The organism is Synechococcus sp. MU1611 (genome assembly GCF_020514255.1).
Taxonomy (GTDB): domain Bacteria; phylum Cyanobacteriota; class Cyanobacteriia; order PCC-6307; family Cyanobiaceae; genus Parasynechococcus.
Genome location: NZ_VTLC01000002.1, coordinates 218,201 through 241,051, shown reverse-complemented (window position 1 = coordinate 241,051; position 22,851 = coordinate 218,201). Strand labels below are relative to the sequence as shown.

Sequence of the window (22,851 nt, the reverse complement as noted above, 5' to 3'; positions counted from 1 at the left end):
CCAAGCCGTTTGCCTCATCCTGATCAGTGGAGCAGGGATTGCCATACCTCCAATGCACCCGTCATTGCAGCCAAGGGTTTGCCGTTGTGGGATGCGATCGGTCGACAGCTGAGGCTGTTGATCAGAACGGCCTGATCATCTGCCTCGAACTCGGCCTCCAGCTCGGTTTCCATTGCAACGCCCTGGCTCAGAGCGCGGCCCCTCATCACGCCCGGAAGACAGCCGCTGCTGAGTGCTGGTGTGAGCCACTGTCCGCGACGCCGGATCAACAGGTTGGCTGCCGTTCCACAGCACATGGCCCCAGCAGTGTTCAAAAGCAGGGCATCGTCAGCCCCTTGCTCCTGCGCTTCCCTACGGGCCTGAATGGCTTGTCCGTAGGCGAATGTTTTGCAATGGCTCAGCCGGCTGGAGGCATTGCGGCGCTCATGGCGACTGGTGATGGTGTTGACGGCTGAAAACGTCGGCGTGTAGGGCTGGAGCGTGAGCCAAAAGCGGTGGTGTCCTGAGGCTGGAAGCCCGATTCCGCGCTGGGGTGTGCTGCCACGGCTCCAGTTGAGCCGCAGGGCTCCATCGGCTGCGTTCAGCTTGCTGCGTTGAATCGCGTCTTCAATCAGAGGCTCCAGCGTGTCGCGCTCGGGAGGTGCATCCATGCCCAGCCGCGCAGCACTGTCGCTCCATCGCTGCAGGTGCTCCTGCAGAAGTTGTGGCTGGCCGTTGCGGACCAGCACGGTTTCGAAGAGGCCATCGGCCAGGAGCAGGGCCCTGTCGTCGAGGGGAAGCTTCAGGCTTGCTGCAGTTCCCCATTGGCCATCGATCCAGGCAATGGATGAGGTCATGTCAGTGCCTCCAGCAGCGGCTGCAGTTTCCACATCAACTCCTCCGCTTCGCCGAGGGGATCCGAGTCGGCCACAATTCCGCAGCCAGCATGGGCTCGGAGGGTGTCGCCCTGTCGGAGGAGAGATCGGATCAGGATGTTGCTGTCGAAGCTGCCATCCCAGTCGATTCGGAGGAGTGATCCGCAGTAAGGACCGCGACTGGTGGGCTCGAGCTCATGCAGACGTTGGCATGCCCGCAGTTTGGGTGCCCCACTAATCGACCCCCCAGGCCAACAGGTTTCCAAGAGATCGACCCAACTCAACCCGGCTTTCAGTTGTCCCTCCACAACCGAAGTGAGGTGATGCACTGAGGCATAACTTTCGAGGCCCACCAGTTGGGGAACCTGGATTGAACCCGGCTGGCAGGTACGACCGAGGTCGTTCCGCAACAAGTCGACGATCATCACGTTCTCCGCGCGGTCTTTGTCGCTGCAGACAAGTTCTGCGGCGAGGTTCGCATCCTGTTCGGGTTCGGAATGGCGCGGCCTCGTGCCTTTGATCGGTCGAGTTTGCACGGCTCCCTGGGCACTCACCTGCAGAAATCGCTCCGGTGAAGAGGACAACAACGCTTCGTTTTGATCGCTGATGATCAGTCCTGCAAAAGGGGCAGGACAGGCGTTCCGCAGGGTGAGAAACAGCTCAATGGCACTGCTTTCCTGGGGCCAGGCTGTGCTGCAACACGCCGTGAGATTGGCCTGGAAGAGATCGCCGGCTGCGATCAGATCACGGATGCGTTGCACGCCTGCGGCGTACTGCTCTGTTGTGGTGTGGTGACGCCATGCTGCGAGCGGAATCGATACGGTCTCGGCCCTGGGTTGCTGAGCGCTAGGGACCAATTCTTGGGCCAGGCTCTCGAGAGCAGCCGTGCTGGTGGCTTCGATCCACACCTTGCGCTGTTGGAGATCAAATCGCAGCACCGGATCGTGGCGGGCGATCCAAAGCGTGGCCATGCCATCGCTGGCCCAGGGGTTTCCTGGTTCCACCCAAGCGGCGGCTTCGTAGCTCAGCCAGCCGCACCAATGTCCTGGGGCTAGTCCACGCAGAGCGTTGAAGGGATTGGTCGCTCCTGGTTCTCCGGGGAGGCCCCGGCAGCAGATGATCTCCTGGGGGGCGACGGCCAGGGTTGCCCATCTGCCCAGCTCACTTCCGTCGCCATCCAGCCATACCAGGCCTTGTTCTCCATGCTTGGCCCTGAGGATTCGGGCCATGGCTTGGGGCTCCTGCCAGGGCAGTTCACACCGCTTTGGGCTGATCATTCAATCGCTTGGCTGCAGAGGTCCGGCCGTCCTGCCTCCCGCAGTGCCGCATCACGGATGCGGCAGCTGTCGCACACGCCGCAGGGAGAGCTGCCTCCGCCGTAGCAGCTCCATGTGGTTTCGATCGGCACGCCCAGGCGTAGTGCCTCTTCCACGATGCGCGTTTTGCTCCAGTGCACCAAGGGGGCCCACAGCTTTGTGCCACGACCTTCTCGCCCTGATTTGCTTGACAGAGCCGCCAGCTCCTGGAACGTGTCGAGATAGTCGGGGCGACAGTCGGGATAGCCGGAGTAATCGACAGCATTCACGCCAAGCACCAGCCGTTCGGCGCCCCTGGCTTCGGCCAGGCTGAGTCCGACTGCAATGAAAACCGTATTGCGGCCGGGCACATAGGTGGTGGGGATGATTCCCTCCTCCACACCTTCGGTCGGAATGCTGATCGTTGCATCGGTGAGCGCCGAGCCCCCCCAGCTGGCCAGATTCACAGCGATGCAGTGGTGTTCCGCCAATCCAAGGTGCTGTGCGACGGCAGTGGCGGCGTTCAATTCGCGGCGATGCCTCTGGCCATAGTCGAAGGAAAGGCCGATGACACGATCGCCGGCTTCAAGTGCAAGAGCTGCAGCTGTGGCGGAATCCAGCCCTCCTGAGAGCAGAGCAATCGCGGTGCGTTGACTCATGGCAAGACGGTGAGCTCGTGCAGTGCGCAGTAGTCCTGCTCGTCCAGGTCGGTGCCCTTGGCTTGCTCAAGCAGGCTGAGCAAACCGGTGAGCCCATGCTCTTGGAGGCCAGCGGTTGTGGCTTCCTCCAGGAACAGGCGTAGGTCTTTGCGCAGCAAGGCGGTGCTGAAGTTGGGATCGGCGTAATTGTGATCAAGCATCCGTTGCAGCTTTTTGTCGAAGGTGGGGGCGTACAGCGCTGACGTTCGCAAGATATTCATGAACGTCTCCACAGGGACACCGGCCCGTTGGATCAGTTGAAGGGAAAGGGAAAAGCTATGGGTAAGGCTGGCGATCAATTGATTGAGGGCCAGCTTGGTGGCAGCGCCGCTGCCAACGGGGCCCACGAGGAGGGGCTCTTGGGATAGATGAGAGAGAAGCGGTTGTTGTTCTTCGAAGACTTGGGCTTCGCCGCCGGCCATCACCAGCAGTGATCCGTTGAGCGCTTGTGGTTTGCTGCCGAGTACCGGGGCTTCGAGATAGTGCCCCCCTTGCTGAGCGGCTTGTCTGGCCAGCGACTGACTTTCTGTGATCCCCACAGTTCCCATCGTGATCAAGGTGGAGCCATCGAGGGGTCCGATGTCTTTTAAGACTGCGGCTGTGACCGGCCCGTCGCGCAGCACAGTGATCACGCTGTTGCAACTGTGTGGGGCCTCACAGGGGCTGCTCAGGGCTTGGGCGCCTGCGTCGATCAAAGCGTTGGAGCGTTCCTGGGAGCGGTTCCAGACGAACAGAGAAACGCCTTGTTGTAGGAGGCGTCGGCCGATGGCTTCGCCGAGCAGACCGGTGCCTAGCAGAGCAACGCTGCGCATGACTGGAAAAGGGTGAACATCAAGCTGGACTACTTGATCGAGCTCGAAGTAGTCGACGTCGTTGATGGCGCCATCGTTGCCGTGTTCGCGGCGCCTTCTGCGGCGAATGAACGTGGACATGGCTGCCGGTTAGGCCGAACAACCCGAGTGGAGACGGGAGCTAACGATCACCAGCCTATGAATTCACCGCACCCCCAGCCATTTGTGGGTTTGCAGGCTTAGGCGCCAGGTTGGATTCTGCCGAACGTGCTCAATCGCGAGTTGCTGTCCCTCGGGGCTGTTCCAGCCGGGTTGAAGGTAGTGAAGCGCCTCCCCCTGGCCTGCTTGCGCCATTCCATCAGCGAAGTGCAGATCTGCAGCCGCATGGATCACCACCTTGAGCTCTTGCATGCTGTCCAGCACTCCCTGCAGGGGGGGCTGGTGTCGCTTGGGGGAGAGCGTGATCCAGTCGAAGCGTCCGCTCAGCGGATCCACCCCACTGGTTTCCAAGTGCAGGGGGAGGCCACATCGCGCATCGAGTGCCTGGGTGAGTGGATGGAGATCGTGATGCAACGGTTCCCCACCAGTGATTACAACGAAGCTGGCCCCCTCGTCGGCGGCCATTTTGGCTGCCTCAGCCAAGTCATCGATTGGATGCTCAGGGTGCCCCTGGGTGGGCCACGAGTGCTTGGTATCGCACCAGGGACAGCCCACGGTGCAGCCGGCTAATCGAATGAAGAAAGCGCTGCGTCCGGCATGGTGGCCCTCCCCTTGAAGGGAATGAAACGTCTCCACCACAGGGAGGGGCGAGGCATCAGCCATGGATCGGGCTCATGGGATGGCAATGTCTCCTTGCTGACGCAGGGCCTGGGCGGGCGAGTCGGGTAGTCGTTGTTGTGCCGCTTCGATCAACCCCCGGAACAACGGATGTGGTTTTCCTGGGCGGGAGAGGAATTCCGGGTGGTACTGGCAGGCCGTGAAGAAGGGATGCCCTTTCAGTTCGATCAGTTCGACCAAGCGTCCATCCGGTGAGGTGCCGCTCACCACGTATCCGGATTCCAGAAACAGATTGCGATAGGAATTGTTGAATTCGTAGCGGTGACGGTGACGTTCGTAGACCACCTCCTCTCCGTAAAGCCTCTGGGCCAGGGTGCCCGGAGCAATTCGGCAGGGATACACCCCAAGCCGCATCGTGCCGCCGAGGTCAACCACGTCCTGCTGTTCCGGCAGGAGATGAATCACGGGATGCGGGGTGCCAGCATCCAATTCGGCACTGGTGGCTTCCGTGAGACCGGCCTGGTTGCGTGCCCATTCGATCACTGCGGTTTGCATGCCGAGGCATAGCCCCAGGAAGGGCACGCGTTGTTCCCGGGCCCAGCGGATGGCGGCAATTTTTCCGTCAACGCCACGGTTGCCGAAGCCACCGGGCACCACCACGGCATCCATTCCGCGCAGGAGTGCATCGGCACCGTCGGATTCAATCTGTTCCGCGCAGACCCAGTGCAGGTCGAGGGAGGCATCCTGGGCAATGCAGGCATGCTGCAGTGCTTCGACAACGGAGAGATAGGCGTCGTTCAGCTGGACGTACTTGCCCACCAAGGCCACCTTCACCGATGGGCCGGGATTGCGAAGGTTGTGCACCAGCTGTTCCCATGCCGCCATATCGCTGTCATGGTCTGCCAGGTTCAGCACGTCCAGCACTTCCCGGCACAGCCCCTCCTGTTCGAGGGTCAGCGGAACGGCATAGATACTGTCGGCATCCAGGGAGGGAATCACGGCGCGGTTTGGTACGCCGCAGAAACCGCCGATCTTCCGCTTGAGATCGTCACTGATGTCGCGATCACTGCGGCAAACGAGGACATCCGGTTGGATGCCGATGGAGCGCAGTTCTTTGACCGAGTGCTGGGTCGGCTTGGTTTTGAGTTCGCCGGAGGTGCCGATGAAGGGCAGCAAGGTGACGTGGATGTAGGCCAGATCGTTGCGACCCACGTCTCCTCGGAACTCGCGAATGGCTTCGAGAAAGGGCAACGATTCGATGTCACCGACGGTGCCGCCGATCTCAGTGATCACCACATCGGCGTTGCTGTTGGACGCAACCCGGTGGATGCGCTCGCGGATTTCGCCGGTGATATGGGGAATGACCTGAACGGTGCCGCCGTTGTAGTCGCCGCGGCGTTCTTTGTTGATCACCGATTGGTAGATCGAGCCTGTGGTCACGCTGTTCAGCCGTGACATCGCCGTGTCGGTGAAGCGCTCGTAATGGCCGAGGTCGAGATCTGTTTCTGCGCCGTCTTCGGTGACGAACACCTCCCCATGTTGGAAAGGACTCATCGTTCCCGGATCCACATTGAGGTAGGGATCCAGCTTGAGGATCGAAACGTCGTAGCCCCGTGACTTCAGCAGCCGGCCGAGGCTCGCCGCCACGATCCCTTTGCCAATGCTGGAGACCACACCACCAGTGATGAAGACGAATTTGGCCATGACCTGCCAGGCGATTCTTCAAATTACCTGGCGTTGGTCGTGTGCTCCAGAGGCCAGGCGATGAATGCTCTAACTGTCGAGCAAGCTCCGCAGCATCCAGGCGGTTTTTTCATGCACCTGGAGGCGTTGGGTCAAAAGGTCTGCACTGGGTTGGTCGTCTGCCGCGTCAGCTAGAGCGAAAACACTGCGCGCTGTTCGTGCCACCGCTTCATGGCCCGCCACCAGCTCTCGCACCATGTCCAAGGCAGCTGGATTTTGCTCGGCTTCAGTGATGGATGACAAGGCCGCAAGGGTGCTGCCGCCATGGGGGGCCATCAGGCCAAGGGCTCGGATTCGTTCGGCAATCTCATCCAGTGCTGTCCAAAGCTCGGTGTATTGCTCCATGAACATCAGGTGCAGCGTGTTGAACATCGGCCCAGTGACATTCCAGTGGAAGCCATGGGTTTTTCCGTACAGCACATAGGTATCCGCCAAAAGCCGGCCCAGTCCATCGGCGATGGTGCTGCGCTGCTCTTGCGAGAGGCCGATGTCGATGTCCATATCCATGGAGTGGTGGGGACAGGTGGGCTTTGGGTTTAGGAATCCAGGCCCTGGATGTAATCGCGGACTTTGCTGCGGCGTTGGGGTTGTCGCAGTTTGAGCAAGGCGCGGGTTTCGATCTGACGAACGCGCTCCCTGGACAGTTTCAGTTCTTCTCCGATCTGGGCCAGCGTTTGGGGCGTGTCGTCCTCCAGCCCAAAGCGGCGTCGAAGGACAGCAGCCTCCCGACTGGTGAGTTCATCCAAGAGATGTTCCAGATCGTTGTGGAGTTCGTCGTGGGTGAGGGTCTGCTCAGGGGTGGCATGACCGTCTTCGATCAGATCCCCGAGCTGGGTGTCCTGTTCGCGGCCGACGCGGGTGTCTAGAGAGACGGAGCGGGGCACCCTGGCCAGGGTCTGGCGCACGGTGTCCTCACTGATGCCTAGCTCTCTCGAGAGATCCGCGATTGAGGCGATGCGTCCTTCGTTGCTCGCAATCTCTTGCTGGACCCGCTTGATCCGGTTCAGTTTTTCGGTGACGTGGACCGGCAAACGAATGGTGCGGCTCTGGGTGGCGATGGCCCTGGTGATGCCCTGACGGATCCACCAGTAGGCGTAGGTGCTGAAGCGAAAGCCACGGGTGGGATCGAACTTTTCCACCGCCCGTTCCAGTCCGAGTGTCCCTTCCTGCACAAGGTCCAGAAGTTCCATGCCCCGCTGCTGATATTTCTTGGCTACAGCCACCACAAGCCGCAGGTTGGCCTGAATCATGTGGTCCTTGGCCCGCCGACCGTTGCGGAGGGCAAGCTTTAAGTCTTTGGCCTCCAGTTGTGCCTGCTCAGCCCAGACTTGGTACCCCACGTCGATTCGCTGCTGCAACTCCGGCAAGGGCAGTCCGGCCGCCCGGGCCCATTCCTGCTTGGTCGGCCAGTGGCTGTGCTGGTTCGCTTCGCGGCGTTGCAGTTCTTCGAGACGATGCAGTTCCCCGATGGCCGCATGGCTTTCGGCCAGATCCCTTTGCTGGTGCAGTAGGGCTTCGCGGCGTTGCACCAGACGCGCCAGCATCACCTCCTCTTCGTTGGTGAGAAGGTCGACGCGGCCAATGTCCTGGAGATAAAGCCGCAGCAGATCCGTCGTACCGCTGCTGCGGCGCTCACGGGTCCCCCCTGTCCGTCGGGGCTTACTGGGCAAAAGCTGGCCTTGGTGAACTCCAACTTCAGGGTTCCTCGCCGTTGACTGCGGTGCGACAAATGCGCTGATTCCCTTCGGGATCTGTTCAGTCCAGCGGCAGAGGTCAGTCCTCCTGGTCGGGCTCCACCCAGGTGCTGGCCACATGCAGTTCCTCCAGCTGCTTGTCGGCCACGCCACCAGGGGCATTGGTCATCAGGCAGCGGGCTTGCTGGGTCTTGGGGAAGGCGATTGTGTCGCGGATCGATTCCTCACCGGCCAGCAGCATCACCATGCGGTCCACACCGAAGGCCAGGCCTCCATGGGGAGGCGCGCCCACATCGAGAGCATCCATCAGGAAGCCGAACTGCTCCTGGGCCTCCTCGAGTGGCAGGCCAACGGTCTGCAACACCTGGCGCTGCAGTGCGGAGTCGTGGATGCGAAGGGATCCACCGCCGAGCTCCAAACCATTGAGAACGAGGTCATAGGCCTGGGCCCGAGCACCCGGGAGGGTGTCAGCCCATTGCGACGCATCGCTGCCGAGATCCTCGGCGTTGGGAGCGCAGAAGGGGTGATGCAGCGCCTCGTAGCGGTTCTCGTCGCTGTTGAACTCGAACATCGGGAAGTCCACCACCCAGAGGAAGTTCCACTGGTCGTTGTCGCGCTCGGCCTTGACCATGCCCAGCTCTTTGGCCAGGTACTGGCGGACGCGATCCAGGGCCTTGTTCACCGTGGCGGTGTCGCCGGCGCCGAACAGCAGCAGCGTGCCGGGTTTTGCGCCGGTGCGGCTGAGCAGCTCCTGCTTCTGCTCGTCGCTGAGGTTGTCCTTGATCGCACCGATCGTGTCGATCTCGCCGCCATCGCGCACCCGGATGAAGGCCAAGCCACCGGCACCGGCTTTCTGAGCTTCACTGAACACATCGCCGCCGGGCTTGATCCGCACGTTGGAGACGGCGTCGTTGCCGCCAGGGACGGCGATGCACTTCACCGATCCGCCGGACTTGACGGCACCGCTGAATACCTTGAAGCCCATGTCTTTGACGATGTCGCTGACGTTGGTGAGCTCCATGCCGTAACGGGTGTCGGGCCGGTCTGTGCCGTAGCGGTCCATGGCGTCATGCCAGGTCATGCAGGGGAAGGGCCGCGGCAGCTCGATGCCCTTCACGGTCTTCCAGATGGCGCAGATCAAAGCTTCGTTCAGCTCCAGGATCTGCTCCTGATCCATGAAGCTCATCTCGATGTCCAGCTGGGTGAATTCCGGCTGGCGGTCGGCCCGCAGGTCTTCGTCACGGAAACAGCGGGCAACCTGGTAGTACCGCTCAATGCCACCCACCATCAGCAGCTGCTTGAACAACTGAGGGGACTGGGGCAGTGCGAACCATTCACCGCCGCAGACTCGGCTGGGCAGCACGTAGTCGCGGGCACCTTCGGGTGTGGAGCGGGTGAGCACCGGTGTTTCCACCTCGATGAAGCCTTCGTCCTCCAGGAAACGACGGGCGGCTTGGATCGTTTGGGCCCGCAGCCGCAGGTTGTCGTTCATGCGCGTCCGGCGCAGATCCAGATAGCGGTGCCGCAGCCGCAGTTCCTCGCGGGTGTTCTCCTCGTCGTGCACGGACACAGGGAATGGCAGGTTGCCCTTGACGCTGTTGAGCACGGTGATGCCGCTGGCCAGCACTTCCACGGCTCCCGTGGCCAGTTTGTCGTTCAGGGATTCGGCGGGGCGGGCTCGCACTTTCCCCTGCACCTGCAGCACGGTTTCGCTGCGTAGATGCTCGGCGACGGCGAAGGCGTCGGCCCCCAGATCTGGGTCCACCGTGATCTGCACCGTGCCGCTGCGGTCCCGCAGGTCGATGAAGATCACCCCACCGTGATCACGGCGTCGATCCACCCAGCCGCACAGTTGCACCTGCTGATCGATGTTCTGTTCGCGCAGGTCACCGCAACCGTTGCTGCGCATGGGATGTCTCAACTGGAGAAGAGCGAGTTTCCCACAGCAGCGGTGAGGTTCAGGCTCGTCTGTAGAAGGGCTTGCGAACAACCGTTGCCGGTTGGGCCTTGCCGCGGATCTCAACACTCAGTTCAGTACCGACCTTGGCGAGGGATCGGGGCACGTAGGCCAGGGCGATCGGTTCTTCCAGGGTGGGCGACCAGGTTCCACTCGTGACGATCCCGACCGTCTCCCCGTTGTGCATGACGGGGTAGTCGTGGCGGGCGATCGCACGACCCTGAAGCTTGAGGCCCACCAGGCGTTTGGCGGGGCCGGATTCCGCCGCCTGCTCCAGAGCCTGTCGGCCCACAAAATCCATGGGCATTTCGAGGTGCACGAGCCAACCCAACCCTGCCTCGAAGGGGTTGGTTTCGTCGGTCATGTCTTGGCCGTAAAGGTGCATGGCGGCCTCCAGGCGCAAGGTGTCCCGCGCCCCCAGGCCGCAGGGGGTAACGCCGCGATCCAACAAAAGCTGCCAGAACTTTTGTCCGTCCTCGGCGTTGAGCAGCAGCTCTGCACCGTCTTCGCCGGTGTAACCCGTGCGAGCACTGAACACCGGTTGGCTTAGGCCGTTGAGTTTGAGCATCCGGTGGCCAAAGCGGGGCAGGCAGCTGAGGTCTTCGCCGCTCAGTTCCTGCAGCAATGGCATGGCCTCAGGTCCCTGAAGCGCGAGCAGCACCCCTCCGTTTTTGATGTCAGTCACCGTAAGGCCAGCGGGTTCCATCTGGTCACGGATCCAGGCGGTATCGCTGTCGGCGCAGGCGGCATTGATCACTAGCACCAACGCACCCCGTTCAGCATCGATGGCGCCGCAGTCGTAAACGATGAGGTCGTCGCGAATGCCGCCTTGCTCGTTCAGCAGAACGGAGTAGCAGGCTTCGCCGGGACCGATGCGGTGCAGATCGCTGGGGATGAGCCGTTGCAGCGCATCCTTGGGATTGGCACCTTCGAGGCGCAGCACCCCCATGTGGGAGATGTCGAACATGCCGACCCGTTCGCGAACGGCCTTGTGTTCTTGGATGAGGCCGCTGAATTGAACCGGCATCTCCCAGCCGGCAAACGGCACCATGCGGCCACCAACACTGCGGCAGAGCTCGAATAGGGGAGTGCGCTGCAGAGACATGGAGGCGGCCGTTGCGAAGCGCATTCTTATGGAGGGCTTCACCATCCGGAAGGGAACCCGGAAATCCGCCCTTTGCTGCGGTCCGTTTCCCAAACCGTCACTACTGTTGGCGGACTCAGATTTCCTCCTTGGCCAACAGCCCTTGCTGTCGCAGTTGTCAGCACTGCAGCCTTGCTGCAGGGTCGAAAGGCTGGTGCCGTTTGCGTCGGCTGGAGGTGCATGCCGAACTTGCGGATCTCGTGGTCTGTCACCACTGGACTCCCCGTACCCCCAACCTTCCGGTTCTGCAGAGCATCGGCGTTGGTGAGTGTCAGCTGGAACTGGATCGCAGCTTGAGTTGAGCTCGGATCGAAGATTGGCTGTGCCCTCTTTGACTGTCAGCATCAAAAGGTCATTGGATACTCCATTCATTCAAGGTTTTTGACGTTGTCTGCCTCAGCTCCGCTGACTCCTTTGGAACTCATCCAGGAACAGCCTGAGGTGGATCGCCTGATGTTGCCGACCGGCACAACCGTCTTCCGAGCAGGGGAGCCTGTGCAGTTCATTCATGTGATTGAACGTGGATGGATGGAACTGAGCAGTGGTCCGTTGAACCGCATTCGGTTTGGTCGCGGTGAATTGTTTTTCTATGAGGATCTGGTGGATCCCACCGAGTGTCACAGCCGTGATGCCACGGCTGTGACACCTGTTTCGCTGTTCCGCCTCAGTCGTTCCAACTTTCTGACGCTCATCCACCGGCACCCAACACTGGTGCTGCAACTGCTCAGCAAGCAACACAGCCGTTTGCGGCAGCAGCGGGTTGATGCGCGCCACTTCTATTGATCGGCTCCTAGGAGGAGCAGAAGGCTGCGGGTCACCTTGGCGGCCAGTACGGAGCTGATGCCACTGGTGTCGAGTTGTGGGGCCAGTTCCACAACATCGGCAGCCACCAGATGATGATCTCGGAGGATCTTCACAAGGCTGGCGAAATCAGACCAGTGGTAACCGCCGGGTTCGGGTGTACCAGTTCCAGGAAGAACGGAGGGATCGAACCAGTCCAGGTCGACGGTGAGGTACAGGGGCCTTCCCCTTAAGGGAGAGAGTGCCTGTTGAAGGGCATCGATATCTGGCATCAGTCGACCGCTCTGGTGCAGTTCGTTGAATTCCTCCCGCGTTCCACTGCGGATCGAGAGTTGAAACAGCGTCTGGCTTGGAAGGATGTCCAAACAGCGGCGCATGGCGCAGGCATGGCTGTGGCGCGCCCCCAGCCAGGTGTCCCTGAGATCGGCATGGGCATCCAGCTGCACCAGCACCAGGTCGGGGTGGTGTTGGGCAACGGCCTCCACGGCTCCGGAGCTGATCGAATGCTCCCCTCCCAGCATCAGGGGCTTGAGGTTCAGAGCAAGCACGGCTTCGGTCGCCTGCTTCACCTTGGTCAGAACGGGCTCAGGGTTGCCGAAGGGAATGTCAACGGCACCAAGATCCGCAAAGTCGAGATCATCGAGATCCAGGTCGAGTTGCGGGCAATAGGTCTCCAGGCCAGTGCTGACCTCCCGAATGGCGGCGGGTCCGAAGCGGGTGCCCGGGCGAAAGGAGGTGGTGCCGTCGTACGGGACACCAAAGAGGCCGACGCGGCAGCCGGCAGGGTCGCGTCGGGAGCCCATGAAAATGGTTCCGTCGCTGTCAAACAAACCGTCAAACAGCCCGCTCGGCGGCATTGAAGTCATGACTGCAACTCCCGTTCGATGAAGGCGGGCATGGCATCCATGCCCCCCCGTTGCCAGCGCGGTGACCAGATTTCACAGCCTGCGGCGATGGCCTTGCTGCGCTCGGGATCGGGAGTGCGGTAGCGGGGGGTTCCCATTGAGGCGAAGGTCCAGCTCCACCAGCCGCTGGGGTACATCGGCACCCAGCCATAGAGCGGGTCGGCGTGGTCAAACACCTCGCGCAACAGCCGGATCATGGCGATGTGGACATCACGGAAGGCTTCAGGTGACTCGCTCTGCGTGCCGAAGACCCCGCCGGGTTTGAGCAGACGTCGGCAGTTGTCGAAGAAAGCGCGATTGAACAGGCCTTCGGCGGGTCCGGCGGGGTCAGAGCCATCCACCAAGACAACGTCATAGCTCTGGTCGTCAGCCTCAGCGGCCCAGGCGATGCCATCCCCCACCGTGAGCTGGAACCGCGGATCGGCCCAGGCGGATCCACCGATCTCGGGGAGGTGTTCTCGGCTGAGGTCCACCACCCGCCCGTCGATTTCCACCATGTCCAGCTGCTGGACCCCTGGATGGCGCAGGCACTCCCGGGCGGTGCCGCCGTCTCCCCCGCCGATCACCAGGATTCGCTCAATCGAGCTGGCACTGCATAGCGCTGGGTGCACCAATGCCTCGTGGTAATGGCGCTCCTGCTGTTCCGCTGTCATCCAGCAGCCATCGAGCAACAGTCCCCGCCCATAGCGCTCACTGCGAATCACGCTGATCCGCTGGAACGGACTGCTCTCCTCGACCAGAACCTCTCCCTTTAATCCGTAGCGGACGCCGCGGTGTTCTTCATCAATCCAGCTGCTCATGGGCTGCGGTGGGCATCTCTCCAGCTAAGGACGCCGTTGAATGGCTTTCATGCACCACATCTAGTGGTCTTGGTTGTTGACGAACACAAGATATATTGATTGAATATGTTTGGTTGGGGAGCTGCTGTGGAAGAGGGCAGCTCCAGAGCCATTTCCATCAGATCAAAGCTGCCGCGTTGTCTTTAGCAACCTGCTGCAGGACTTCAGAGCACTGGAAAGTTCAAGCTGTACAAAGTATTCCGTCGTTCCTGAACCAGGAGATGCGTGATGCAAGACCTGGTGGTGAATGAGCGGTTGACCATTCCGTCCAGGGATCTGCGCTGGCGGTTTAGCCGCTCATCCGGTCCAGGAGGGCAGGGGGTCAACACCACCGATTCCCGTGTGGAGTTGGTCCTGGATGTGGAGAACTGCACTTGCCTTGGTCCGTTTCGCCGAGCCCGACTGGTGGAACATTTTCAGACAAAGTTGGTGGAGGGCTGTCTGCGAGTTGTGGTCGCTGAAGAACGCTCCCAATGGCAGAACCGTCAGAAGGCATTGCATCGCATGGCGGAGCTTCTGCGGGAGGGCTTGCAGCCGCCGCCGCGCGCGCGCAAATCAACTCGGCCTGGCCGCGGTGCGGTGAAGCGGCGTTTGGATACGAAGAAAAAGCGTGGTGACCTCAAGCGTCAACGGCGAAGCCGGCCATCCATGGACGATTAATCGGATCAGGACGTCGAAGACTGTTCAGCCCTGATGGCTGCTTTGGCCTGTTTCCACAGGGCCTCGAGTTCGTGGATGCTGCGTCCCTGCAGATCTCCACCCAGAGCGGTCTCAACGCGGGAAAAGCGATCGAGGAAGCGCCGGTTGGTGCCAGCGAGGCCCTCTTCGGGTTCGATCGCGCACCAACGGGCCACGTTCACGAGCGTGAACAGCACATCGCCCAGTTCCTCCTGGGCGTGGTTCCGATCGCCACTGGCTACTGCTTCTTTGAGTTCATCAAGCTCTTCGTGGACCTTGTCCCAGACGCCGTCCATGTCATCCCATTCGAAGCCGGCCTTGGCAGCTTTCTTGGAGATGGTCATCGCTCCAGCGAGGGCCGGTAGCCCACGAACTTTGTCTCTGAGCTGGTCGCTGAGGGGGCTGGTTGAGTCAGCCAGGGCTTCGGCTTGTTCTTGCCTCTTGATGGCGTCCCAGCTGCGTCGAACGTCGTCACTGCTGGAGGCCTCGGCATCGCCGAACACATGGGGGTGTCGGCGGATCAGCTTCTCGCTGATGCCATCGGCAATCGCATCGAGATCGAACCGTTGCTCCTCCCCAGCGATCTGTGCATGCAGCACCACTTGCAGCAGCAGGTCGCCAAGTTCCTCCCTGAGGTGGTTGTCATCACCATGACGGACGGCATCAGCCACCTCGTGCGCTTCCTCCAACACGTAGGGCACCAAGGACGCATGGGTTTGTTCCAGGTCCCAAGGACAGCCCGTTGTTGGATCTCTGAGTTGTGCCACGACCTCGATCAGTCGTTGCAGCGCATCAGATGGAGCGTTGGCCATGCAGGGTCAACAACTTGGGTGAGGCCCACCCTCTCACTGCTGTCGTTTTTTGGACCATTCCTGGGGCCAGGGGTCGCCGTCGAGGATCAGATGGATCCATGCGCTGCTCTCCAACCCCACCATCAGGCTGATGAACTCACGCGGGTGCTGGCGGATCAGCTGCTGAAGGTCCGCCAGGAGCATCGATGGCGAGAGTGTCGGAATGGCAATGGTGACGACAAGGCACCACGTCAGAAGCACGCCCAGTCGCACGCTTGTTCCAAGCACTGGACCATGGGACCAGAGCGAGCGATGGGGGATCAGACGTCGGTACGGCCACCAGAGAAATCCGAGGGCTCCCCAACGCCGCAGCGCGTTTGAGCGCGTATCAAGATCGGGGGAAAGCCAGAGCCCACCAGCCAGCCAGCTCGCTGTGGCGATCACTGCTGCTTGGAGTCCCAGCACCAACCCAACAGCGATTCCGAGCGGGAGGCTCAGGATCCAGATGCTTTGGTCGTGGCGGCGACCCGTTGCCAAGCGTTCGCAGCTCTCGTGCGCCCCCAAAGTGACGCGTTAAGGCAGAATCTGCCCGGTGGGGCGATTAGCTCAGCGGTAGAGCACCTCCCTTACAAGGAGATTGTCACTGGTTCGATCCCAGTATCGCCCATCTCAAAAATCCAGTCGTGCACAGGAATGCCGAGGGGATCACATGTTCAGATCGGAACGCCATCGGCGGGGTTGTGCGGCTCGATAGTTAGAACCTCAGACCGTGCGCATGACGCAGTTGGTCATTGCTGACCAAGCATTTGCCTCGATCAGGATTGGTGGCGCCAGGTCGAAATGCAGCGTTTTTTAGAGGCTCATTTGACTTGCCGCGCATCCAAAGGAGTTGGCCTGTTGATGGGTCACGCCTGCAACTCACCCACTCATCTGAACGAGCCACCGGAGCGCAAACGAACAGGATTCCAAAAGCGATCAACCAAGGTGCAGACATAGGTGGCAATGAAATGAAATTGCTTGGCTGATTCAACAGAGGTTGCTGCAAAAACAATGGAGCTGCATTGCACTCGTGGCAAACAGTGCTTACCGATTGGAGATGCAGTACTTGCCTGACTTCCGATACCCATTGGGGCAGGAGTTCCCAGTTCGGATGAAGGCGTCCTTTGAGTTCTTGCTGGGCATGCAGTAGTCACCCGATGCCCGGTAGGAGTAGGGGCAGCCGCCGATCTTCGGCAACGGGCTCTGGGCTAATGCATGGGGAACAGAGCTCTCATGGCTGGAGAAGCGGCGTTCAAGCCCATCCTCGAGCCAAGGCCGTGCCCATGGATGAATTCCCAGCTGAGACCAGTGGTCTTAGCTCGCAGTTCAGGATGACTTCAGTGAAGCTTTGGCGTGAGGTTCACAGACGTGTGCAATGCTGGTGTGACGCCAAAGAGCCTTGTAAGGGCCCACAGCGCGAGAACCGATAACTCGATTCCATGAACCGAAGATCCAGCACTCCCCCCAGGGAGTGGCGAAAGGCTGGCAGCAATGCCACCCGAATTGACCTCAGTGGCTATGCCTCTGCCCAGCATCGCCGTTTTCTAAAAGCCGAGGCAGATCACGCTCCAAGAGAGCCAATTCCTCACTGACGACTTCTCCGGAAGTTCAAAAGGCCTGGGCTGTTCAAGACATTCTTCAGCTGTAGCCCTCTCTGTGATCAGCCATACAGAGAGCTCAAAATTTGAGAGAATCGCCCTGCACATGGTGGCTTGGCGTACCCGATGATTTCAACGCCTAGACCCTGCTGTACCCCAGCCTGGTTTCGAAGATTTTGAGTGGTAATCCGAAGGACTCCATCAGGCTGCGGCACGCATTGCCGACTGTGCCGTACACCTCAATGCTGAAGCCATCGCCAAGTTCAGCATGCTTTTTCAGGTACTCCTGGACTGGAGGATTGGAGACATGGGCGCTGAAGGCTTCGTCGTTGGCGTAAACCTCTGACCAAACAAATGCCTGTGGATCATCGGGATCCTGATCAAAGGTGTGGTGGATCATCCCCGGTTCAGAGGCCTGAACGGCTGTGTCGGTGGCACGTGCCAGTTCTAAATAGGCGTCCACGCATCCTTCTTTGACGTGAATGCGAGCCAAGAGCATGAAGGGTGTGCTCTGATCGAACGTTGCCATTGGCGTTTTGGCGCGTGGGTTGGGGCGTCGACAACAGCTTGGCCACCATCAGGCCAGCTTGCAGCCCAAACAGTCCCCGAGTGGGTCAACCCTCCAGCGGAAGTGATGAGATGTGCGTTTGGCGTCAGCCGTTGCTGCCGTCATCCATGCCGCGTCGAATCAGGCTTTGCGTCAACCAGAGCAGTCCGATGAAGCCAGCCGCGACGATCAGCAGAGACAAGGTTCAAGCTTTGAGTCGGAGCTTTACAAGCTACTCAGCGTTCGACTGCACCATCCTGGGAATGCAGGTCCCCTCGGCATTCGGTGATGCAACTGTTCCTGGCGTTGGTGGTTCCCGTTGTTCTGCTCGTGGGTCTGACTGCCCTGCTGGCGACGGGCCGGTTGGCCTTGTCTCGGAACGCCGCTTGGTTGTTGGCACGCCAGAACACCATTTGGATGGCTGGAATTGTGGCCCTTGCGGCCGCTGCGGTGGTGGTGGCCATGCAGCGTTGAGCTGATGATGTGGCAGCTTTTCTGAGCTGTTGCACCCCCAGCGTCAGCCACGTCGTTACTGATGCGATCTGTGGTGGCCCCCCCTAAGAGGTGCCGTTTCGGTTATTCGGGGGCGCAGGCTTCGCTTATCGCGGCTTCCGCAACTTGCCTTGCCAGTTGACTGCCGTAGGTGTCACCGGTTTCCTCCACCCACTTCTCTGCGAAGCCTTCAGCTGTCATCCACTGCCCCGCGAACTCGGCGAAGCCTTTGGCTTGGTCGGCATCCAGAACAAACGTCTGAGAGCTGCAATTCACCTTGCCGATCACGTCACCCTGGAGATTGTTCAGGTCTGTGACTTTGGCTGCTTCTTTCTCAGCACACGCGCCAAGGCCAAGAGCAAGAACGCTAGTAGCGATAACAGCAAGGGAGGAGAGTTTCAATGAAGGAGCGGGTCGTCACCACTCCTTCAGGCTGGCGCTGGGTTGACCGCCTGTCAGCCAGCGACGTCCTTTTCGTCCCGTCCGCATCAGCCGGCGGTTTTGATCAGCGGCTGCTGGTCCGTTTGCGAACAACCCTGGGGGTTTCCCGTTCGGTTTTGGCATCAGAGACGGTTTTGTCTTCTCCAGCCGAGTCGTCCTGGACAGGTTCGTCGTCGGGTTCCTGCGCCTCGATGACTCCAAGCACCATGGCGGCTTCCAGTTGATCGCTCATATCGCCGATGGTCAGGAGTGCTTTCAAGACCAGTTGGGCCCGTGGCGCTTTGGGCAGGCCGGGCCGCAGCTTCTTGGTGGTATTCCACAGCTCTAGAGCCACTTCCTGCAGCAGTTCCTTGTCAGCAGCCATTCGAGTCGAACGTGAATCGCACCATTCTCGTCATCGGGGGTCAGTTGTCTTCCGAGATGATGGAGATGCAGGGGCTGTAACAGCCCCCAATTGGATCAGAAGCAGAAGGGCAGGAATTGGGTGCGGCAGGCGGCGTAGCCATCCACAAGGGGGCCCAGACCGATTTGGTGAATGATGCCGGCACCGGTGAGGCCTTCGGTAATGATGCCGATCACGATGCCGAGCATGGCGGCCCGCCCGTTGAAGCGTTCCGCTTTTTTGAGTTGCTCCATATGGATCTCGCGCGCGGCGACGCCTTGGAACCAAGACTCGTTTGCTTGCGTGGGCTTCATCAGGCTCAAGCTGTTGTTACAAAGCTTAATCCACGAAATCAGTTTTTCAGCAGCAGTCGTTCCCCCGGTGTGGGATCGGTCCAGCGGCTGCTTGTTGGCAGTTGGGCTCCAGTTCCGGCCACGGATCCTTTCATCTGCAAGGCGCGGCTCAGGGCGCCGTCGAAGCGCACATCGCCACCGGATGTGCTGGCGAGCACCGTCGTGGGTTGGAAGCGTTCCACCAGTTGTGGCACCACGGAGCATCCTTTGACAAATGCGCCCAGAGCGGGAAGCCCAAGATCCACCATCGGCGTGATGACGGCATCCAGCTGTTGCGGTTCCAGGGCTGGATCCAGAAAACCGTGGGGTTCCAAGTAGAGCGCGCCGGCTGGATGCTCGAGCAGATAGCCGTTTTCCACCGTGGGCACCGGTGCACCGGCACTGGCGCGTACCTGCAGGCCCTGGTGGGTGGTGCTTTCTCCGGGGGAGAGTGCTTTCACGTTGGTGAAGCCCAGGCGTTCAACCACGCGCGTTGCGGCTATGGATCCAATCACCGGCAGGGTTTTCGGCAGCAACGCCAGGGTTTCAGGGTGGGCATGATCCGCCAGCCCCTGGGTGAGTAACAGCAGATTCAGGTTCTCCGGGATGTCGCGTTCGCAGGGCAGCTCCCCTTTCAGCAGCCACTCCCCCGGGGGAAAACTCAGGCTGCCGCGCAGCCAGGGATCCACCAGAACCCGAAGATCATCGAATTCGAGCAACCAACCATTGGCTCCGTAGTAGGTGGCGGCCAGGGTCATGACGGATTTTGCTGCCGCTCGCGGCAGTCGCTGCAGAGACCAAAGAATTCAAGCGTGTGAAACAGGAGATCGAAGCCCTTGCGGCGGTCTTCGGGTACCTCCAGGTCGTGAATTGGACAGTGGTCGAGCGCTTGTGTCTTGCCGCAATCGACGCAGGTGAGGTGGTGGCGATCCCGCTCCAGTGGTGCGTAGAGCGCTTCGCCGTTGGGCAGGTGACGGCAGCGCACCAGGCCCCGTTGCTGCAGCTGACGCAGATTCCGATACACCGTGGCCAGTCCCATGGTTTGGTCGGGAGCGAGGTTGCGGTGCAGTTGCTGACCGCTCATCTCATCGCCACAGGCCTGGAGGCTCGCCAGCAACACCTTCTGGCGGGCATTGATTTCCGTTGAGGGGCGACGAGTGGCCATGGTTTTAGAGAGCGACCAACCAGCGGCCGCTGAGGCTGACCAGGAGCAGCACCATGCTGCCTCTGACCCAGGCCCGACGGTTGAGATCCAGCAAGCGGCGGCTCAAAATCACAGCACCAATCCACCCGATCAACACCACTACGGTCTGGCAGAAGCCGATCACATGGAGGTCGGCGGACCATTGCGGCCAACCAACCGGCAGAACCGTGCCCGCTTCGGACATGCCGATGGGCAGATGGCGTGCCAGGAGTAGGGCCCAGAGCAATGGCAATCCGGCATACAGCCAACGGCGTTTGAGCCACAAACCCGCTGCTGCTGGAAGAGCGAGGGCCAGCGCCGCAAAGCTGAGCCGAGCCAGCAGGGGGCCTTCATGCAAGGAAGACGGTGCAAGCGGCAGCCAGCCGAGCAGGCGCTGCCAGTGGTGCAGGCAGAGTCCGCCAGCCAGCACCAGGATCAGTCCGCGCTCTCCATCGGGGGCCTGCATGTTGCGTTGCAGATCGGCGGCAGGCGGGCGCAGTCGCAACTGCACAGAGCGGTTGGGACAGGCCTGGGTGCAGGTCATGCAGAGCACGCAGTTGCGGTTGTCGCTCAAGTGGGCGGGGTGGGTGCCCAGGGGACAGCCTTCGGTTGCCAGGCCCTCGCCATCAGCGGGTCCTCCCTTGAAACAGGCGTAGCTGCTGCAGCTGCCGCTGCAGGTGCCGACTTCAGCCCGCAATTCAAGGATCGAGAGTTTGGCGAATAGTCCGTTCATGCCTCCGACGGGACAGAGGTATCGGCACCAGAAGCGTTTTTCGAAAACCATTGAGCTGATCACGGCCCCTGCCGTGATCAGTAACAGCAGGCAGCTGCTCAGCCAGGCGGTGTCTTCAAGGTTCCAGACCTCTTCCCAGAGGAGAATCGCGGCAAACCCGGCGGCTAGAGCAGGAGCTCCCCAGCGGTCTAGGTCTCCATGGGGCCAACTCCTTTTTCGCCATGGAGTGATCCGTTGGGCGATCTGTCCCCACACCATGAATGGACAGATCGAGCACCAGAGTCGCCCCACCAGTGGGTAGCTCAGCAGGATCAAAGGCCACCACCAAGCCCAGAACAGGGTCAGCATTGGATTGGCTGCGCGCTCCTGGGGGCCAAGCCAGAGCGCCAGGTTCACAGCCACGAACAGCCAGCTCACCAGGCCGAACAGCAGCGTGTTCCAGAGCGCCGGTGCGCGCATCCACTCCCGCAACTGTGGTTTCCAGCGCCAGACGTCAAAACGGGTGCGCCGTGCTTTGTCTTCGGTCCAGAAGACCTCTTCGGGAAGCAATGGTGGAAGCTCGCCTTGGCTTTGCTGACGCGCCTGACGTAGGGCGCGATCGACCATCGCTTCGAGTTCGCGCAGGTTGTTGGCGAAATCGTGGTTCTGAAGCCGTCGCACCACGCTGTCGGGCAGGGCTGGTGGTTGGTTCCAACCGAGTCCAGGGCTCTGCAGCCTCAGCCGGTAACGCAGCCAGTCCCCCAGGTCGGTTCGGCGCACGCGTAAGGGAGGTACGCGGATGGCTCGCACCAGGCCATCGAGGGCCGGGATGGCGGCTTCGCTGGTGAACAGCACACGACCATGGAACCCTGGCACTTCGCCACGGGCCATCGCGATCAAGCGTTGCTGGAGCTCGTTATCGATGCGGTCCATGCCGCTCACCAACAGGGTGCTGGATCCGAGCTCATTCAGCAGGTTGAGCGTGCTGCCCTGCAGATCACTGGCATCCAGTCGCACCAGCAGACGGCGTCGTTCCGCTGATCCGTAGTGCACCAGGGCGGCGAGATTGTCTTTTTCCAGGCCGGGCTCACCGCTGATCAGCACTGGCTGGCGTTGCGGGTCTCTGGCGGCCTCGAGCACAGCACTGCGCAGCCGTTGGGCATAGCGACTGGATCCCACGACGCCACGTCGGGCCCGGCCCAAAACGAAGGGGGCCAACCGGTGCAACCCAGCGCTGGATTCAGCCACCGATCAGCTGCTCGCTCAAGCTCCAGAGCCGCTGCCGTTCGGCAGGTTGATTCGCTGCTGGGGCAACACGGCAGAGCGCCGGTGCACCCCGCAATCCACCGAACTGCTCAGGGCCGTAGTGCTCGCCACCCTGCGCTGTCGCTGCGGTGGCGGCATGCAGTTGCGGCAGGGCGCCCATGCTGGCGCTTTGAAACAAGGGATCCATCAGCCGGTAGGCCAGGGCCTCCAAGCGATTGCCAACGCTGGCGATCGCCGTGGGTTGCAGTTCGGTGCGTGCGATGCCTGGATGGGCGGCCAGTGAGCCGATGGGGCTGCCCTGTTCGCGCAGGCGTGCATCCAGCTCGAGGGCAAACATCACATTGGCAAGTTTGCTTTGGCCATAGGCCCCATAGCGGTCGTAGCCCTTGCTCCAACTGGGGTCGTCCCAGCGGATCTTGCCGAAGTACTGGGCCCCGGAGGTCACCGTCACAACCCGGGGGTCGGGCCGGTTCTGCATCAGCGGCAGTAGCGCCTGGGTCAGGGCCATGTGCCCCAGGTGATTCACACCGAACTGCAGTTCATGCCCCTGGGCGGTGCACCGGCGCGGCGGCGCCATCACTCCAGCGTTGTTGATCAGTAGATCGAGGCAGCCATAGCGCTCGCCAATGCTGTTCGCCGCCCGTTGGACGCTGGCTAGGTCCGCTAGATCCAAATCCACCAGATCCACCGCACCTCCATCCCGCTCCTGCAGCAAATCTTGTTTGGCCGTCTCCGCTTTGCGGGGGCTGCGGCACGCCAGCACCACGGTTGCCCCGCAGCGTTTCAAGGCTCGCGCGGTTTCGAGGCCCAGGCCGCTGTTGGCTCCGGTGATCAAGGCAATGCGCCCCTGCTGGTTCGGGATGTCAGCAGCGGACCAACCCATGTCTCGAGG

At 61.1% G+C, this 22,851-nt stretch carries 26 protein-coding genes and 1 tRNA gene; 5 read left to right on the top strand and 22 right to left on the bottom strand.

Annotation, left to right across the window (positions count from 1 at the left end):
* Positions 1–23 precede the first annotated feature (23 nt).
* The 10 genes from FZZ92_RS05705 to gcvT all read right to left on the bottom strand — a co-directional run bounded on the left by FZZ92_RS05705 (position 24) and on the right by gcvT (position 10,914).
* Complete coding sequence (locus tag FZZ92_RS05705) at positions 24–836, bottom strand: aminotransferase class IV (RefSeq protein ID WP_226397503.1); 813 nt, start codon at positions 834–836, stop codon at positions 24–26.
* Positions 833–2,131, bottom strand: a complete 1,299-nt coding sequence (locus FZZ92_RS05700; RefSeq protein ID WP_115024629.1) for an anthranilate synthase component I family protein — start codon at positions 2,129–2,131, stop codon at positions 833–835. The genes FZZ92_RS05705 and FZZ92_RS05700 overlap by 4 nt, the downstream gene beginning before the upstream one ends.
* Positions 2,128–2,808: a 7-cyano-7-deazaguanine synthase QueC gene (queC, locus tag FZZ92_RS05695; RefSeq protein ID WP_115024628.1), complete on the bottom strand. Its 681-nt coding sequence runs from the start codon at positions 2,806–2,808 to the stop codon at positions 2,128–2,130. Before queC ends, FZZ92_RS05700 begins: the two co-directional genes overlap by 4 nt.
* Positions 2,805–3,659, bottom strand: a complete 855-nt coding sequence (locus FZZ92_RS05690) for an NAD(P)-dependent oxidoreductase (RefSeq protein WP_226397571.1) — start codon at positions 3,657–3,659, stop codon at positions 2,805–2,807. Before FZZ92_RS05690 ends, queC begins: the two co-directional genes overlap by 4 nt.
* Before the next feature lie 183 nt (positions 3,660–3,842).
* The gene (locus FZZ92_RS05685; RefSeq protein ID WP_226397502.1) at positions 3,843–4,460 is read right to left on the bottom strand and encodes a 7-carboxy-7-deazaguanine synthase QueE; all 618 of its coding nucleotides are present in this window, start codon (positions 4,458–4,460) and stop codon (positions 3,843–3,845) included.
* Between the two features lie 9 nt (positions 4,461–4,469).
* Positions 4,470–6,119: a CTP synthase gene (locus FZZ92_RS05680; RefSeq protein ID WP_115024624.1), complete on the bottom strand. Its 1,650-nt coding sequence runs from the start codon at positions 6,117–6,119 to the stop codon at positions 4,470–4,472.
* Between the two features lie 69 nt (positions 6,120–6,188).
* Complete coding sequence (locus FZZ92_RS05675; RefSeq protein WP_115094782.1) at positions 6,189–6,665, bottom strand: Dps family protein; 477 nt, start codon at positions 6,663–6,665, stop codon at positions 6,189–6,191.
* A gap of 29 nt (positions 6,666–6,694) precedes the next feature.
* On the bottom strand, positions 6,695–7,828 hold the full coding sequence (locus FZZ92_RS05670) for an RpoD/SigA family RNA polymerase sigma factor (protein ID WP_226397501.1): 1,134 nt from the start codon (positions 7,826–7,828) through the stop codon (positions 6,695–6,697).
* A 103-nt stretch (positions 7,829–7,931) separates the two neighbouring features.
* Positions 7,932–9,761 (bottom strand): aspartate--tRNA ligase, encoded by a 1,830-nt coding sequence (gene aspS / locus FZZ92_RS05665; protein ID WP_226397500.1) that lies wholly within the window; start codon positions 9,759–9,761, stop codon positions 7,932–7,934.
* A 49-nt stretch (positions 9,762–9,810) separates the two neighbouring features.
* Positions 9,811–10,914 (bottom strand): glycine cleavage system aminomethyltransferase GcvT, encoded by a 1,104-nt coding sequence (gene gcvT / locus FZZ92_RS05660; protein ID WP_226397570.1) that lies wholly within the window; start codon positions 10,912–10,914, stop codon positions 9,811–9,813.
* Between the two features lie 128 nt (positions 10,915–11,042).
* On the opposite strand from gcvT, the gene FZZ92_RS05655 reads away from it, so the two are divergent.
* The gene (locus FZZ92_RS05655; protein ID WP_115024620.1) at positions 11,043–11,255 is read left to right on the top strand and encodes a hypothetical protein; all 213 of its coding nucleotides are present in this window, start codon (positions 11,043–11,045) and stop codon (positions 11,253–11,255) included.
* Between the two features lie 85 nt (positions 11,256–11,340).
* Positions 11,341–11,736 (top strand): cyclic nucleotide-binding domain-containing protein, encoded by a 396-nt coding sequence (locus tag FZZ92_RS05650; protein WP_226397499.1) that lies wholly within the window; start codon positions 11,341–11,343, stop codon positions 11,734–11,736.
* Here the strand turns inward: FZZ92_RS05650 and speB are convergent.
* Together speB and speE are read right to left on the bottom strand one after the other, a co-directional pair.
* Positions 11,730–12,620 carry an agmatinase gene (gene speB / locus FZZ92_RS05645; protein WP_226397498.1) on the bottom strand — a complete coding sequence of 297 codons (891 nt, stop codon included), beginning with the start codon at positions 12,618–12,620 and terminating at the stop codon, positions 11,730–11,732. The genes FZZ92_RS05650 and speB overlap by 7 nt on opposite strands.
* Positions 12,617–13,459, bottom strand: a complete 843-nt coding sequence (gene speE, locus FZZ92_RS05640) for a polyamine aminopropyltransferase (RefSeq protein WP_226422762.1) — start codon at positions 13,457–13,459, stop codon at positions 12,617–12,619. Before speE ends, speB begins: the two co-directional genes overlap by 4 nt.
* Before the next feature lie 267 nt (positions 13,460–13,726).
* Between speE and arfB the strand changes: the two genes are divergently transcribed.
* Positions 13,727–14,158, top strand: coding sequence for an alternative ribosome rescue aminoacyl-tRNA hydrolase ArfB (gene arfB / locus FZZ92_RS05635; RefSeq protein WP_226397496.1), 432 nt, complete (start codon positions 13,727–13,729; stop codon positions 14,156–14,158).
* A 5-nt stretch (positions 14,159–14,163) separates the two neighbouring features.
* Here the strand turns inward: arfB and mazG are convergent, their stop codons facing one another.
* On the bottom strand, positions 14,164–14,988 hold the full coding sequence (gene mazG, locus FZZ92_RS05630; RefSeq protein WP_226397495.1) for a nucleoside triphosphate pyrophosphohydrolase: 825 nt from the start codon (positions 14,986–14,988) through the stop codon (positions 14,164–14,166).
* A gap of 33 nt (positions 14,989–15,021) precedes the next feature.
* Entirely contained in the window at positions 15,022–15,504 is a 483-nt protein-coding gene (locus FZZ92_RS05625) for a metal-binding protein (protein ID WP_226397494.1), read from the bottom strand.
* A gap of 58 nt (positions 15,505–15,562) precedes the next feature.
* Between FZZ92_RS05625 and FZZ92_RS05620 the strand changes: the two genes are divergently transcribed.
* Positions 15,563–15,634: transfer RNA gene (locus FZZ92_RS05620), tRNA-Val, on the top strand.
* A gap of 1,109 nt (positions 15,635–16,743) precedes the next feature.
* On the opposite strand, the gene FZZ92_RS05615 is transcribed toward FZZ92_RS05620, so the two are convergent.
* The gene (locus FZZ92_RS05615) at positions 16,744–17,133 is read right to left on the bottom strand and encodes a putative quinol monooxygenase (RefSeq protein WP_226397493.1); all 390 of its coding nucleotides are present in this window, start codon (positions 17,131–17,133) and stop codon (positions 16,744–16,746) included.
* 306 nt (positions 17,134–17,439) lie between these two features.
* Between FZZ92_RS05615 and FZZ92_RS05610 the strand changes: the two genes are divergently transcribed.
* Positions 17,440–17,625, top strand: coding sequence for a hypothetical protein (locus FZZ92_RS05610; protein WP_115024612.1), 186 nt, complete (start codon positions 17,440–17,442; stop codon positions 17,623–17,625).
* Positions 17,626–17,727: 102 nt separating this feature from the next.
* Here the strand turns inward: FZZ92_RS05610 and FZZ92_RS05605 are convergent, their stop codons facing one another.
* The 7 genes from FZZ92_RS05605 to FZZ92_RS05575 all read right to left on the bottom strand — a co-directional run bounded on the left by FZZ92_RS05605 (position 17,728) and on the right by FZZ92_RS05575 (position 22,842).
* The gene (locus FZZ92_RS05605; protein WP_226397492.1) at positions 17,728–18,045 is read right to left on the bottom strand and encodes a hypothetical protein; all 318 of its coding nucleotides are present in this window, start codon (positions 18,043–18,045) and stop codon (positions 17,728–17,730) included.
* Positions 18,046–18,148: 103 nt separating this feature from the next.
* Complete coding sequence (locus FZZ92_RS05600) at positions 18,149–18,448, bottom strand: TIGR03894 family protein (protein ID WP_226397491.1); 300 nt, start codon at positions 18,446–18,448, stop codon at positions 18,149–18,151.
* Positions 18,449–18,543: 95 nt separating this feature from the next.
* Entirely contained in the window at positions 18,544–18,780 is a 237-nt protein-coding gene (locus FZZ92_RS05595; protein WP_115024609.1) for a chlorophyll a/b-binding protein, read from the bottom strand.
* A gap of 38 nt (positions 18,781–18,818) precedes the next feature.
* Positions 18,819–19,556, bottom strand: coding sequence for an MBL fold metallo-hydrolase (locus FZZ92_RS05590; protein ID WP_226397490.1), 738 nt, complete (start codon positions 19,554–19,556; stop codon positions 18,819–18,821).
* Complete coding sequence (locus FZZ92_RS05585) at positions 19,553–19,963, bottom strand: transcriptional repressor (RefSeq protein ID WP_226397489.1); 411 nt, start codon at positions 19,961–19,963, stop codon at positions 19,553–19,555. Before FZZ92_RS05585 ends, FZZ92_RS05590 begins: the two co-directional genes overlap by 4 nt.
* 4 nt (positions 19,964–19,967) lie before the next feature.
* A complete protein-coding gene (locus tag FZZ92_RS05580) occupies positions 19,968–21,941 on the bottom strand; it encodes a 4Fe-4S binding protein (RefSeq protein WP_226397488.1) in 1,974 nt (657 codons plus the stop codon).
* The gene (locus tag FZZ92_RS05575) at positions 21,934–22,842 is read right to left on the bottom strand and encodes an oxidoreductase (RefSeq protein ID WP_226422761.1); all 909 of its coding nucleotides are present in this window, start codon (positions 22,840–22,842) and stop codon (positions 21,934–21,936) included. Before FZZ92_RS05575 ends, FZZ92_RS05580 begins: the two co-directional genes overlap by 8 nt.
* Positions 22,843–22,851 lie beyond the last annotated feature (9 nt).

Coding starts and splice junctions, on each gene's coding strand:
- FZZ92_RS05600 (WP_226397491.1), bottom strand. CDS start 18,448: ATGGCTGCTGACAAGGAACTGCTGCAGGAAGTGGCTCTAGAGCTGTGG.
- gcvT (WP_226397570.1), bottom strand. CDS start 10,914: ATGTCTCTGCAGCGCACTCCCCTATTCGAGCTCTGCCGCAGTGTTGGT.
- FZZ92_RS05705 (WP_226397503.1), bottom strand. CDS start 836: ATGACCTCATCCATTGCCTGGATCGATGGCCAATGGGGAACTGCAGCA.
- FZZ92_RS05700 (WP_115024629.1), bottom strand. CDS start 2,131: ATGATCAGCCCAAAGCGGTGTGAACTGCCCTGGCAGGAGCCCCAAGCC.
- FZZ92_RS05680 (WP_115024624.1), bottom strand. CDS start 6,119: ATGGCCAAATTCGTCTTCATCACTGGTGGTGTGGTCTCCAGCATTGGC.
- arfB (WP_226397496.1), top strand. CDS start 13,727: ATGCAAGACCTGGTGGTGAATGAGCGGTTGACCATTCCGTCCAGGGAT.
- FZZ92_RS05610 (WP_115024612.1), top strand. CDS start 17,440: ATGCAACTGTTCCTGGCGTTGGTGGTTCCCGTTGTTCTGCTCGTGGGT.
- FZZ92_RS05690 (WP_226397571.1), bottom strand. CDS start 3,659: ATGCGCAGCGTTGCTCTGCTAGGCACCGGTCTGCTCGGCGAAGCCATC.
- queC (WP_115024628.1), bottom strand. CDS start 2,808: ATGAGTCAACGCACCGCGATTGCTCTGCTCTCAGGAGGGCTGGATTCC.
- FZZ92_RS05585 (WP_226397489.1), bottom strand. CDS start 19,963: ATGGCCACTCGTCGCCCCTCAACGGAAATCAATGCCCGCCAGAAGGTG.
- aspS (WP_226397500.1), bottom strand. CDS start 9,761: ATGCGCAGCAACGGTTGCGGTGACCTGCGCGAACAGAACATCGATCAG.
- speB (WP_226397498.1), bottom strand. CDS start 12,620: ATGACTTCAATGCCGCCGAGCGGGCTGTTTGACGGTTTGTTTGACAGC.
- speE (WP_226422762.1), bottom strand. CDS start 13,459: ATGAGCAGCTGGATTGATGAAGAACACCGCGGCGTCCGCTACGGATTA.
- mazG (WP_226397495.1), bottom strand. CDS start 14,988: ATGGCCAACGCTCCATCTGATGCGCTGCAACGACTGATCGAGGTCGTG.
- FZZ92_RS05575 (WP_226422761.1), bottom strand. CDS start 22,842: ATGGGTTGGTCCGCTGCTGACATCCCGAACCAGCAGGGGCGCATTGCC.
- FZZ92_RS05590 (WP_226397490.1), bottom strand. CDS start 19,556: ATGACCCTGGCCGCCACCTACTACGGAGCCAATGGTTGGTTGCTCGAA.
- FZZ92_RS05595 (WP_115024609.1), bottom strand. CDS start 18,780: ATGAAGCCCACGCAAGCAAACGAGTCTTGGTTCCAAGGCGTCGCCGCG.
- FZZ92_RS05675 (WP_115094782.1), bottom strand. CDS start 6,665: ATGGATATGGACATCGACATCGGCCTCTCGCAAGAGCAGCGCAGCACC.
- FZZ92_RS05615 (WP_226397493.1), bottom strand. CDS start 17,133: ATGGCAACGTTCGATCAGAGCACACCCTTCATGCTCTTGGCTCGCATT.
- FZZ92_RS05685 (WP_226397502.1), bottom strand. CDS start 4,460: ATGGCTGATGCCTCGCCCCTCCCTGTGGTGGAGACGTTTCATTCCCTT.